We start from the raw sequence: 12,064 nt of genomic DNA on the forward strand, positions 1-12,064 counted from the left end.
TCCTGGTTTCTCAAACGTGGATGGGCATCAGCCCGGCTAAATGCTTCAGGAAGCGTCGATTAGGCGACGATACCCATGATGTCGGCTTCCTTCATGATCAGAAGGTCTTCGCCGTCGAGCTTGACTTCAGTGCCCGACCACTTGCCGAACAGGACGCGGTCGCCGACCTTGACGTCGAGCGCGACAACCTTGCCGCTTTCGTCACGGGCGCCGGAACCGACGGCGACGATTTCGCCTTCCTGCGGCTTTTCCTTGGCGGTGTCGGGGATGATGATACCACCCTTGGTCTTGGCTTCAGACTCGACGCGACGAACGACGACGCGGTCGTGCAGGGGGCGGAAAGAAATGCTTGCCATTGTCTATTCCCTCGATCAAATGACATGTCGCGGGCACCTGAGGCGCCAACGCGGATGAGTGTTAGCACTCTCCGTTGGCGAGTGCTAATGGCGGAGATTTAGGTGGGGGGCATGGCGCTGTCAAGGCGCAGCAGAGGCTATTTTATCTCAAAATTTTGCGGCCAAGGTTGGGCAAAGGTCGCTCTCCTGTCTGCTGTCGGCTTCCGCCAAGAGCGCTCTTATAGCGATAACAATGGCTCGCGTCGAATCCGGCCCGTCATGCAGCCTTCACAATGATCGCGTTTTCTCCGGAACGCGGAGGTCCTACGTGAAAGCACACAGCAACATAAGCGCGGTCAGTTTTGTGGCTTCAGCGAATTTTCCCGGAGTGAGGGAGTACATCCCTTGAGCGATCCTCGACCCAGCTTTTCCGAATTGTTGTCGACCTTCTTGAGGATCGGCCTGCTCTCCTTCGGCGGTCCGGCGGGACAGATCGCACTGATGCACCGGATCGTCGTCGAGGAAAAGCGGTGGATCAGGGAAGAGCGGTATCTGCATGCGCTGAACTACTGCATGCTGCTGCCGGGACCGGAAGCGCAGCAGCTTGCCACCTATATCGGCTGGCTGCTCCATGGCGTGCGCGGCGGGATTGCGGCAGGGCTCCTGTTCGTCGCACCGGGGCTTGCCCTCATCATCGGGCTCGCGGCGGCCTATGCCACCTTTGCCGATGCAAGCTGGCTTGAGGCGATCTTCACCGGGTTGAAGGCGGCCGTTCTGGCGATCGTGCTGCAGGCGCTGGTGCGGATGGGCGCAAAGTCGCTGAAAGGACCGCTGTCGCTTGCGTTTGCGGCGACAGCCTTTGTTGCCCTGTTCATCTTCGGTCTAGCCTTTCCGCTGGTCATCCTGCTCGCCGGCATTGCGGGTTCGCTTCTCCTGCGCGCTGCACCGGCAGCGGAGACCGAGCCGGAGCGCCATCACCGCCGCAAGGGGCTGAGAGCTGTCGTCGCCGTTTTCGTCTGGGGCGCAATCTGGCTCGCGCCGCTCGGCCTGATGCGGGCCATCGGCGGCGAGAATACCTTCACCGACGTGTTTTCGTTTTTCGTCCGCGTGGCGCTGTTTTCCTTCGGCGGTGCCTATGCCGTGTTGTCCTATGTTGCTCAGCAGGCGGTGACGACATGGCACTGGGTGACGCCGGCCCAGATGCTCGATGGGCTAGCGCTGGCGGAAACGACGCCGGGACCGCTTGTTCTGACCCTTTCCTTCGTCGGCTTTCTTGCGGGGCACGGCGCGCCTGCGGCGGGCGGGCCGCTGCTCTCCGGCATCATTGCCGCGCTCCTGACGGCGTGGGCGATCTTCGTGCCAAGCTTCGTCTTCATCTTCGCCGGCGCTCCGTTCATCGAGGATCTGCGCCGCAATCCCCGGCTTGCCGGCGCGCTCGCCGGCATCGGGGCCGCGACCGTCGGCGTCATTGCCAACCTTTCGGTCTGGTTCGCACTGCACGTCCTCTTCGGATCGGTCGGGCGCCAGGATTTCTTCGCCCTGCGACCCTTCCTCGATGCCGGCCTGCCATGGCCGGAGTGGCCGAGCCTAGATCTGCCGTCTCTGGTCCTCGCTGTGGCTGCCGGGATCGCCATCTTCAGATTTCGCGTCGGCGTGGTCGCACTTCTCGTTGCCGCCGGCCTTGCGGGGCTTGCCATCGGGCGATGGTTATGACCTTTAGGGCTCGCAGCCTCCCAAGCGCCCGAAACAAGGAAATACCATGGTCGACCGCATTCCCGCCCTCAGCCGCCTCCATGAACACTACGATGTGATGCTCAGCGATGTCTGGGGCGTTCTCCATAACGGGGTCGCTGCCTATCCGACGCCGAAGGAGGCGCTGAAGACGGCGCGCGCGGCCGGGGTGAAGGTCATCCTGCTCACCAATTCGCCGCGGCTCGGCCCCGCTGTCGCCGAACAGCTTGCCGCGCTCGGGGTGACGGATGAGAGCTACGACGCGATCGTCACCTCCGGAGACGTCACGCGCAAGCTCGTCATCGAAGGGCCGCGCAGCCTTTTTCACATCGGCCCACCGCGCGACACCTCGCTCACGGATGGTACCGAGGTCGCGCTGGTCGACGAGGCGACGGCCGAAGGCATTCTCTGTACCGGCCTTTTCGATGACGAGAGCGAGACCGCGGAAGACTACCGCGACATGCTGGAGCGCTTTGTCGCGCGCGGCGTGCCACTGATCTGCGCCAATCCCGACCTCGTCGTCTCGCGCGGTGACCGGCTGGTGCCCTGCGCGGGCGCCCTAGCGGCTCTTTATGAAGAGCTCGGCGGTGAGACCCTGATTGCCGGCAAACCGCATACGCCGATCTATGAGGCAGCGCTGGCCAAGGCCCGTGGCCTTCTCGGCGATGTCGAGAAAACCCGCGTGCTCGCGATCGGCGACGGCATGCCGACGGATGTGCGCGGTGCCATGGATTATGGCCTTGATCTCCTTTATATCGCTGAAGGCATCCATGCGGCGGATTACACCGTCAACGGTATCGTTGACGAAGCGTCTCTGCTGCGGTTCTTGACGGAAAAGGGCGCGAGCCCGAAATACTGGATGCCAGAGCTGGCCTGACCGGCCGGCACCATCCGGAAGAGAAGCATGACGGTATTCCATCGCAATGAATTTCGTGAACCGCTGCCCGCGGAACTGAAGGGCGGGGTCGTCGCCATCGGCAATTTCGACGGCGTCCATCGCGGCCACCAGGCGGTGCTGGGCCGCGCCCTGGCGCTTGCCGAGGAGCGCGGCGTGCCGGCGCTGGTGTTGACCTTCGAGCCGCATCCGCGCTCGGTGTTCAATCCGCAGGCGCCGGTCTTCCGTCTGACGCCGGCGCCGATGAAGGCGCGGCTGTTCGAGGCGATGGGCTATCACGCCGTCATCGAATATCCCTTCGACCGCACCTTCTCGCAGCGTTCCCCGGAAGAGTTCGTCACCACCGTGCTGATGGACTGGCTGGGCGTCAGCGAGGTCGTGACCGGTTTCGATTTCCACTTTGGCCGCAATCGCGAAGGCGGGCCGGCCTATCTGATGAATGCCGGCAAGCGCCACGGCTTCGGCGTGACGCTGATGGATGCCTTCCGCGACGAGGGCGCCGAAGTGGTCTCCTCAAGCCGGATCCGCGATTTTCTGACGCGCGGCGAGGTGGTCGCGGCCTCCGGCCTGCTCGGTTATCGCTACACGGTGATGGGCGAGGTGATCCACGGCGAGAAGCTCGGCCGAACGCTCGGCTTCCCGACCGCCAACATGGCCTTCGATCCGGATGCCAAGCTCTGCCCTGGTATCTATGCCGTGCGCTATCGCCGCCCCTGCGGCACGCTGCATGACGGTGTGGCAAGCTTCGGCCGGCGCCCGACCGTGGTCGAGGACGGACGGCCGTTGCTCGAGACCTATATCTTTGATTTCAAGGGCGATCTCTATGGCGAGACCGGTGCGGTCTCGCTGTTCGGCAGGCTGCGGGACGAACTGAAGTTCGATGGCCTCGAAGCGCTCGTCGCCCAGATGCACCGCGATGCCGATCAGGCAAGGGCCCTGCTGTCCTCCGTCCGTCCGTTTTCGGAACTCGACGCGAAGATCGCCTTCTAGGCCCCTATCGCAAGCACGCGAAAGCCGGGGCACTTGATGCGCCCCGGCCTGTTTGTCCCAAACTCCGCTCAGCGGTTGCGGCGCAGGATGCGCTGGGTCGTGTCGTTGGCGTTGCTGACGGCCTCTTCCGGCGACATGTCGGTCTGCCACATCGGCGAAAGCTCGGCGGCGATGTCGAGATAGATGCCGCGCTCGTTCTTGACCGGCGGGAGCCGGTGGGCTGCGTCTGCCGTGCCTGCGTAGCCGGCGCGGTAGGGAAGCGCCTGGAACTCTTCGCTGTCGATGACCGACTGGCGGACCGGCAGGTGGCCGGTGCGGGCCCACTGGTAGTCGTTCTCGTTCAGGAAGGCGAGGAAGGCGATGGCGGCCTCACGCTCTTCCGGCGTGCGGGTATCGTCCTTCGGAATGATCCAGGTGTGCGAGTTCGAGAACACCGCCGGCTTGTCGAAAAAGGTCGGCAGGTCGTAGACGGCGTAGTCGGTCAGCCCGGCGCCGTTTTCGGCCTGGGTGGCGTAGCTGTTGACGACCCAGGTGCCGTTGATGAACATGCCCGCATCGCCATTCAGGAAGGCCTGCTCGGCGCCATTGTAGTCGAGGCCGGGATCAAGCAGGTCGTTGTCGAACATCGCCTTGATGAATTCCGCGGCCTTGAGGCCCTCGGGCGAGTCCACGGTCGCGGTCTTGCCGTCCTCACTGATCAGGTCGCCGCCCTGCTGCCAGACGAGGCTCATGAACAGGCGCATGGACGAGACGTCGGTCGACTGGCTTTCCATCGCGAGATAATACTTGCCGGTCTTCTCCTTGAAGGTCTTGCCCATCGAGATCAGTTCGTCGAGCGAGGTCGGCAATTTGGCGGTACCGTCCTCGTTGACGAGGCCAGCTTCTTCCATCAGTCCGAGATTCACATGCATCAGAACGGCATGGATATCGAACGGCAGGGCATAGATCTCGCCGTCACTGGTGACGTTCTTGCGGGCCTGCTCGACCCAGTCATCCGGATCGACGCCGGCGGCGACAAGCTCCTCGCCAATCGGGGTGACGAGGTCGCGATCGGTGTAGTTGATCAGGTCGGATGCGTGCATGACGGCGACGTCCGGGATGTCGCCCGTCGAATAGGACGACGTCAGCTGGGTGTAGTAGGCACCCCAATCGACCGTCTGCGTGTTGACGTGGGCGCCGATCGTGTTTTCAGCATTGAACTGGTTGGTGAGCGCGGTGATGATCCCGCATTCGCCATAGGCGTCGGCAGGATCGGTGACATCGCCGAACTCGGCCTGGCAATCGCCGAAGAAGCGGACGAACTTGATGTCGGTTGCCGACGCGAACGATGTGCTGACCAGCAGCGCCGCCGCCGTCAGTGCCATTCTCTTCCCTAGGTTAGTCATTGGCATCTCCTCCATTTGTGATGCATATGCGACCGGAAACGGCCGTTACTTCCCGGCGCTCATGGCGACCCCCGCCACGATGTAGCGCTGGAAAATGATAAACAGCAGAACAATGGGGGCGGATGCGAAGACGGCAGACGCCATCAGCGTTCCGATCCCCTCCGACTGTGCGAAATTGCCCTGGATCGACGCCAGACCGACGGTGACGGTGTACATGTCCTTGTTGGTCGCCGAGACCAGCGGCCAGAGGTAGTCGTTCCAGGCATGCAGGAATGTGAACAGACCGAGCGTGGTCAACGCCGGCAGCGACAGCGGCAGCATGATCTTCGTGAAGATCGTGAAGTGGCTGGCGTGGTCGAGCCGGGCCGCCTCTTCGAGCTCGGACGGCACAGCGCGGAAGAACTGCGTCATCAGGAACACGCCGATCGGTGTCGCGATGCGCGGGATCACCAGCGCGGTGTAGCTGTTGTGCATGTTCCAGTCAGCGAACATGGTGTGGAGCGGAATGAAGATCACCTGCTCCGGCACCATCAGGCCGGCAATGACCATGACGAAGATCGCCGGTTTGAACGGAAACCGCAGCCGCGCGAAGGCGTAACCCGCCATTGAGGAGATCACCAGCACCAGCACCGTCATCGTTGTGGCGACGATGGCCGAATTCATCAGCCAGCGCGGCACGGTCGCGATGCGGATGACGTTGATGAAGTTCTCGAGCGTGAACGGGTAGGGCAGGAAGCCCGCCGTCGAGCGCATCAGCACCTCATTCGGCTTGAACGACATCACCAGCACCCACAGCATCGGGATCATCCACAGGATGGCGAAGGCGATGGTGGCGATGAGGATGAGCTTGTCCGCCGGGCGCCGGGTCAGGCGCCGCATCAGGGTCGTGTCAGTCATTGGTATCTCCCCTGCCGCCGATCCAGAGCTGCAGCATCGAGAAGAACAGCATGATGACGAACAGCGCGAGCGCGATGGTCGTTGCGTAGCCGATCTGCCAGTCGCGGAAGCCGGTATTGTAGATGTACATGACGATGGTTTCGGTGGTGTGGGCCGGGCCGCCATTGGTCATCAGCTGTGCCTGGCCGAAGATCTGGAATTGCAGCACGATCTGCAGCACCAGCACGAGCAGCATGGTGCGGCGGATGCCGGGAATGGTGATCGCGGTGAACTTGCGCCAGCGGCTCGCATAATCGAGCTCCGCCGCCTCGTAGAGTTCACTGGGGATCTGGCCGAGGGCGGCGATGAAGAGCGCCATCGGCAGGCCGATACCCCACCACAATGTTGCGATGACCAGTGCCGGCATCGCCCAGGTGAGGCTGCCGAGAATGTTGATGGGTTCAAGGCCGAACGCCTCGAAAACCGGTGTCACGAGGCCGCGATCCGGCGAAAGCACCATGCCCCAGACCAGGGTGACGACCGTTACGGAGAACACCGAGGACGAAAAGAACACCGGCCGCAAGATCGTACGGATACGATCCTGCCCGCGCAGTGCCAGCGCCAGGACAAGCGACAGGGCGGTCATTGCCGGCACGGCCATGATCACGAAGCGGAAGGTGTTGCCGGTGGCTCGCCAGAATTCGCGGTCGTACCAGAGGTCTTCATAGTTGAAGAAACCGATCCACTCGCGATAGCCGCCGGCGAGTTCCCAGTCGTGAAACGAGATGTAGATGCCCTTGAACAACGGAAAGATCAGGAACACCGCATAGAGCGCCATGAACGGCCCGAGAAAGATGAGGGCCGGCACGATATCGCTCTTGCGGCGCCTGTGCGGCGTCTTGGGCACGGCGACGGCCTGGGACGCCGCGACCTGCCCTGTGTCGATCGTGGTCATGCCGCGCTCTCCTGTTCGGGAAGGGCTGCAGTCACGGCATTGCCATCGGCGTTGAAGACATGGACGGTGCCCTCGGGCATGAACTTTACCGTCTCACCGATGCCGGGGACGGTTCGGGTGCGGCTTTCCGCGACGATCTGGGCGCCGTCACCGGTGGTGGCATAGACAAGCACGATGTTGCCAAGCTGCTCGATCAGCGAAACCTTCGCGGAAATCGGGCCATCCGCAGCAACGAGCAGATGCTCCGGGCGAATGCCAAGCGTTACACCGTCACCGGCCGCAAGCGCGCCGCTTGCGGTCCGCGCCTGCAGCCGGTCGCCGGCATGGGTGGCGACGGTGATCGTGTCGCCATTGGCAGTTTCGACGCGGCCCTCGAAGAAATTCATCTTCGGCGCGCCGATGAAGCCGGCGACGAAGAGGTTGGCCGGCGTGTCGTAGAGTTCCAGCGGTGCACCGATCTGCTCGATGCGCCCCGCGCGTAGCACGACGATCCGGTCGGCCATGGTCAACGCTTCGGTCTGGTCGTGCGTCACATAGATCATCGTGGCGCCGAGGCGGGCGTGAAGCTGGGAGAGCTCAGTGCGCATCTGCACACGAAGGGCGGCGTCAAGGTTGGAGAGCGGCTCGTCGAACAGGAAGACGTCCGGTTCGCGCACGATGGCGCGGCCGATGGCAACGCGCTGGCGCTGGCCGCCGGAAAGCTGTTTCGGCTTGCGCTCCAGATATTCGGTGAGCTGCAACGTCGAAGCGGCGGCCTCGACCGCGCTTGCAACCTCGGCCTTGGGAAAGCCCATGTTCTTCAGCCCGAAGCCCATGTTTTCGCGCACCGTCATATGCGGATAGAGCGCATAGTTCTGGAACACCATCGCCACGCCACGATCACGCGCTGCGACATCGTTGACCACACGGCCGCCGATCGAAAGGTCCCCGCCGGTGATATCCTCCAGGCCGGCAATCATCCTCAGAAGCGTCGACTTGCCGCAGCCCGACGGGCCGACAAAGACGACGAATTCACCCGGCTCGATATCGAGTGTCGCACCGAAAATCACCTCGATGGCGCCATAGGACTTTCGCAGCCCCTTCAGGCTCACTCCGCTCATGAAATCTCCTCCCATTTGCCGCCGTTTCGCGGCGTGTTCATCGCTTCCGGGGTTATTCCCCTGCCTTCAGTGCGGGGCCGACGGGAACGGCGGGCCCGAACTCCGCGGTTTCGGAGCGCAGGATGCAGCGGTCGTCGTCGGTCCAGTGTTTTTCGTAGTAGCTCGAGGCCCGGAAACCGTCCTTGATGCGATCCATTTCCGCCGCCATCCAGCTTTCAAGCCGCTGGCGTACAGCTTTGTAGGCGCGGTTGTCGGCAACATTCTGCAACTGCCATGGATCGGCCTCGCGGTCGAACAGCAGCGTGGCGCCATCGACCCGGTAGCGGGCAAGCGTGTAGCGGGCGTCGCGGGCGGCGCGCCATTCATGGCCATCTTCCCATGCTGCCGTCGCTCCGCAGCCCATCAGCAGCGAGACCTCCGGTCCACCAGGCGCGCCCTTGACCTCTGCCGCAAGATTGTTGCCCTCGACATCATCGGGGTAGGCAATGCCGGCCAGGCCGCAAAGCGTCGGCAGCACGTCGACCGTACCGATCGCGGCGTCGCTTGCTCCGCCTGCCGGCGTTCTGCCCGGCCAGCGGATGAAGAATGGCACGCTCGCCGCCTCCTCGTAGAAGATCAGCTTGGCCCGCCGGCCATGAGCACCGAACATCTCGCCATGATCGGCGGTGAAGACGACAATGGTGTCGTCTGCGATGCCCGCCGCCTCGATTGCCGCCATCAGCCGGCCGAATTCGGCATCCAGCGAGGCGACCTGGGCGTGATAACCGCGTCGCCAGCTTTCGAGTTCTGCACGCTCGTCGGGGCTTAGCCGCGCCCATTCATCGGCATAGGGATCGTTCTCGTCCTGATAGTTCGGCGGGTTCGGGAAGCGCTCGTGTTCGAACAGGCGCCAGTACTGCTCCGGCACGTTGTCTGGACCCCAGGGGTCATGAGGCGGGCCGTAGGAGAGCACCATGGCGAAGGGCGACGCGCCGTCGCTCATCCGCCTGATCGTGTCGATCGCAAGGTCGGTCTGCGCAGTCGCCTCGTAGACGCCATCGGGATAGAAGATCTTCTCCGGGGTTTCCTCGTGGTAATAGGCGGCCGGGCTGAAATTGTCGTGATGGAAATTGTAGGCCTTCCACTCACCGTCAAAACCCAGCCGGTGCGGTCCGCGCGGCACAAAGGAATTCTTCGGGTCGAAGTGATTGCCGAGCTGGTTGGCGAAGAGATGCCACTTGCCGATATAGCTCGTCTCGTAGCCGGCGCCGGTCAGAAGATGGCCAAGACAGGTCTGGTTCGGGTTCATCCGCAGTTCATTGATGACCATGCCATGCGAGGTGGTGTGCTTGCCGGTCATCAACGAGGCGCGATAGGCGGTGCAGACCGGCGTGTTGGAGACGAACTGGCGCATCTCCATCGCTTCAGTGGCGAACCGGTCGATATTCGGTGTGGCGGCATTAGCCATGCCGGTGCAGCCAAGCGCGTCGCGCCGGAGCTGGTCGGCAAATACATAGATGATATTGGGGCGCCGGGCCGCCTTTTCGGACTGCACTTTGAATTCCTCCCAGAACTTGCAACGATGCAAATTTGCAACGTGGCAAATAACGTGACACAAGTTTTTCAACGTTGCAAGAGGAGATTTCGGGTGTCATAAGCGAGCGTGTCCGAAGCGATCGGTGACGGCATTACGGGCTTGTGGCGGCTGCCGCTTGATAAGTTGGGCAGCACGGACGACAATTATGCTCCCGATGGGAGAGGCGGTCCGCGTGGCAACGCGTGCCGGCAACGAGGGAGGCCAGGGTGGAATCATCCGGTCCGACACTGAAGGACATTGCTCGTGCCGCAGGCGTCTCGCCGCGCACGGTGTCGAACGTCGTCAACGGCTATGTCCATGTCTCTGAGGGGGTGCGCAAGCGGGTGATGGCCGAATGCGAGCGGCTCGGCTATCGCCCCAACCGCGCTGCCCGGCAGCTCCGCACCGGCCGCAGCGACATGATCGCGCTGATCGTCCCGGATATCCGTCAGCCTTATTTTGCGGCACTTGCCGGCGCCGTCATCGAGGCGGCGCATGCGCGCGATGTCGGCGTCTTCATCGAATCGACCGGTGGCTCGCTGAAGGGCGAGAGGGCGGCCGTCGAGCGTGTTCTGACGCTCGGCCACTTCGATGGCCTGCTGATGACGCTGAACCAGCTTGCCCCGACGGAGGCGGCCGCCATGGCCAAGGTTTCCTGCGTGTTCATGGGGCCGACGGCGGTGCCGGACAACCTCGTGCATATCGGCATCGACAATGTCGAGGCGGCGCGGCTTGCGACTGGACATCTGCTCGACCAGGGCTGTCGCCATGTTGCCGCCGTGGGCGTGACCATTCTGCAGACCGGTGCCTCCGAAAGCCGTCTGAAGGGGTTCCTCGCCGCCCACCGCGAGCGCGGACTTGAGCCCGGTCCGCAGATTTCCGTCGAACAATTCTCCCGCGAGGCAGGCGTCGAGGCGACGCGCGCGCTTGTCTCCGGCGCCGAGCGCCCGGACGGCATCTTCGCCTTCTCCGATCTCCTGGCGCTGGGGGCGCTGCATGCGATCCGCGAGGCGGGGCTCGATTGTCCACGCGACATCGCCGTCATCGGCTACGACAACATCGAGGAGGGCCGCTTCGCCATCCCGCCGCTGTCGACCATCGGCGCCGACCTCAACGAACTGGCCGAGGAATCGCTTGCGGCGATTTCAGCGAAGACGCCGGAAAGCCGTGCCCTGGCTATGCGCATCGTGGCACGGGGCTCGACCGCGCGCGGCTGAGTGTCGACTTGCCCTTGCGCCGATTTGCGCTAGGTTCGGGCCAAGGCGTTTTCGCGCCGCATCCAGGGGAGGGGCCCAGCATGGCCCCATTGCTTGAAAGGGGCCGATAATGATTCCCGTCCACGATATCGAGGGCATGAAAGTGCTCGTCACCGGTGCAAGTTCCGGCATAGGCGCCGCCGCTGCCCGTGCGCTTGCCGCCTCCGGCGCCGAAGTTGCCATTCACTACAACAGCCGCCGCGCGCCGGCGGAAGCACTCGCTGCGGAACTCAAGGATGCGGGGCGTACGGTCCATCTGGTGTCGGGCGATGTCAGCAGCGCCGAAGGGGCGAAGTCGGTGGTCGATGCGGCGCTTTCGGCCATGGGCGGGCTCGATTGCCTGATCAACAATGCCGGCGCGATCGAACGCACGCCGGTCTATGCCACGGATGACGACGTCTTTGACCGCGTCTTCGACCTCAATACCCGCTCGATCCTCAGGCTGGTGCGCCATGCCCATCCGGCGTTGAAGGCGAGCGAACGCGCTTCCGTCATCAATCTCGGCTCGATTGCCGGGCGCAATGGCGGTGCACCAGGCTCCGGCATCTATGCCGCCGCCAAGGCCGCCGTGCATTCGCTGACCCGCTCTTTGGCAAAGGAACTGGCGGCCGACGGCATCCGCGTCAACGCGCTCGCCCCGGGCGTCATCACCACGCCGTTTCATGACGACACGCCGAAGGCCAATCTTGAATCTGCCCTCGCATCGATCCCGCTCGGCCGCCTCGGCACGGCGGATGAATGCGCCTGGAGCTTCGTCTTCTTCGCCTCGCCGACCATGTCCGGCTACATCACCGGCCAGATCCTCGACATCAATGGCGGCCAATTCATGCCGTGAACGGCACCTTTCGGCGTGGGAGCGAACTAATCTCTCCCCTTGAGGGAGAGATGCCCCGACAGGGGCAGAGAGGGGTGAACCCTCTCGGCGAATTCGGAGTATGCGGCTTTTGCCCCCTCTGTCGCTTTCGCGACATCTCCCCCTCAGAGGG

At 63.4% G+C, this 12,064-nt stretch carries 11 protein-coding genes; 5 read left to right on the plus strand and 6 right to left on the minus strand.

The genetic code is table 11. The features are described 5' to 3' along the window. Positions 1–59: 59 nt before the first annotated feature. Positions 60–356 carry a co-chaperone GroES gene (groES, locus tag TM49_RS11505; RefSeq protein WP_045681398.1) on the minus strand — a complete coding sequence of 99 codons (297 nt, stop codon included), beginning with the start codon at positions 354–356 and terminating at the stop codon, positions 60–62. A 384-nt stretch (positions 357–740) separates the two neighbouring features. Here groES and chrA point away from each other — a divergent pair, with 384 nt between their 5' ends. The 3 genes from chrA to TM49_RS11520 are packed head-to-tail and all read left to right on the plus strand — an operon-like array spanning position 741 to position 3,951. Then, positions 741–2,048, plus strand: a complete 1,308-nt coding sequence (gene chrA, locus TM49_RS11510; protein ID WP_045681400.1) for a chromate efflux transporter — start codon at positions 741–743, stop codon at positions 2,046–2,048. A gap of 46 nt (positions 2,049–2,094) precedes the next feature. After that, positions 2,095–2,943 carry a TIGR01459 family HAD-type hydrolase gene (locus TM49_RS11515; RefSeq protein ID WP_045681402.1) on the plus strand — a complete coding sequence of 283 codons (849 nt, stop codon included), beginning with the start codon at positions 2,095–2,097 and terminating at the stop codon, positions 2,941–2,943. 27 nt (positions 2,944–2,970) lie between these two features. Then, positions 2,971–3,951, plus strand: a complete 981-nt coding sequence (locus TM49_RS11520) for a bifunctional riboflavin kinase/FAD synthetase (RefSeq protein WP_045681404.1) — start codon at positions 2,971–2,973, stop codon at positions 3,949–3,951. Positions 3,952–4,019: 68 nt separating this feature from the next. On the opposite strand, the gene TM49_RS11525 is transcribed toward TM49_RS11520, so the two are convergent. Genes TM49_RS11525 through TM49_RS11545 form a run of 5 tightly spaced genes read right to left on the minus strand, consistent with a single transcriptional unit; the run spans position 4,020 to position 9,801 of the window. Further along, complete coding sequence (locus tag TM49_RS11525) at positions 4,020–5,336, minus strand: extracellular solute-binding protein (RefSeq protein ID WP_158498625.1); 1,317 nt, start codon at positions 5,334–5,336, stop codon at positions 4,020–4,022. 45 nt (positions 5,337–5,381) lie between these two features. Continuing rightward, positions 5,382–6,233, minus strand: coding sequence for a carbohydrate ABC transporter permease (locus TM49_RS11530; protein WP_045681406.1), 852 nt, complete (start codon positions 6,231–6,233; stop codon positions 5,382–5,384). Further along, entirely contained in the window at positions 6,226–7,167 is a 942-nt protein-coding gene (locus TM49_RS11535; RefSeq protein WP_082074711.1) for a carbohydrate ABC transporter permease, read from the minus strand. Before TM49_RS11535 ends, TM49_RS11530 begins: the two co-directional genes overlap by 8 nt. Further along, positions 7,164–8,267 (minus strand): ABC transporter ATP-binding protein, encoded by a 1,104-nt coding sequence (locus TM49_RS11540; RefSeq protein ID WP_045681407.1) that lies wholly within the window; start codon positions 8,265–8,267, stop codon positions 7,164–7,166. The genes TM49_RS11535 and TM49_RS11540 overlap by 4 nt, the downstream gene beginning before the upstream one ends. A gap of 52 nt (positions 8,268–8,319) precedes the next feature. Beyond that, on the minus strand, positions 8,320–9,801 hold the full coding sequence (locus TM49_RS11545; protein WP_052700027.1) for a sulfatase family protein: 1,482 nt from the start codon (positions 9,799–9,801) through the stop codon (positions 8,320–8,322). Between the two features lie 248 nt (positions 9,802–10,049). On the opposite strand from TM49_RS11545, the gene TM49_RS11550 reads away from it, so the two are divergent. Together TM49_RS11550 and TM49_RS11555 are read left to right on the plus strand one after the other, a co-directional pair. After that, positions 10,050–11,039 carry a LacI family DNA-binding transcriptional regulator gene (locus tag TM49_RS11550; RefSeq protein ID WP_045685153.1) on the plus strand — a complete coding sequence of 330 codons (990 nt, stop codon included), beginning with the start codon at positions 10,050–10,052 and terminating at the stop codon, positions 11,037–11,039. A 109-nt stretch (positions 11,040–11,148) separates the two neighbouring features. Then, on the plus strand, positions 11,149–11,913 hold the full coding sequence (locus TM49_RS11555; RefSeq protein WP_045681411.1) for an SDR family NAD(P)-dependent oxidoreductase: 765 nt from the start codon (positions 11,149–11,151) through the stop codon (positions 11,911–11,913). Positions 11,914–12,064: the final 151 nt, after the last annotated feature.

Source organism: Martelella endophytica (genome assembly GCF_000960975.1).
GTDB lineage: Bacteria > Pseudomonadota > Alphaproteobacteria > Rhizobiales > Rhizobiaceae > Martelella > Martelella endophytica.

Coding starts and splice junctions, on each gene's coding strand:
- groES (WP_045681398.1), bottom strand. CDS start 356: ATGGCAAGCATTTCTTTCCGCCCCCTGCACGACCGCGTCGTCGTTCGT.
- TM49_RS11515 (WP_045681402.1), top strand. CDS start 2,095: ATGGTCGACCGCATTCCCGCCCTCAGCCGCCTCCATGAACACTACGAT.
- TM49_RS11520 (WP_045681404.1), top strand. CDS start 2,971: ATGACGGTATTCCATCGCAATGAATTTCGTGAACCGCTGCCCGCGGAA.
- TM49_RS11525 (WP_158498625.1), bottom strand. CDS start 5,336: ATGACTAACCTAGGGAAGAGAATGGCACTGACGGCGGCGGCGCTGCTG.
- TM49_RS11530 (WP_045681406.1), bottom strand. CDS start 6,233: ATGACTGACACGACCCTGATGCGGCGCCTGACCCGGCGCCCGGCGGAC.
- TM49_RS11535 (WP_082074711.1), bottom strand. CDS start 7,167: ATGACCACGATCGACACAGGGCAGGTCGCGGCGTCCCAGGCCGTCGCC.
- TM49_RS11540 (WP_045681407.1), bottom strand. CDS start 8,267: ATGAGCGGAGTGAGCCTGAAGGGGCTGCGAAAGTCCTATGGCGCCATC.
- TM49_RS11555 (WP_045681411.1), top strand. CDS start 11,149: ATGATTCCCGTCCACGATATCGAGGGCATGAAAGTGCTCGTCACCGGT.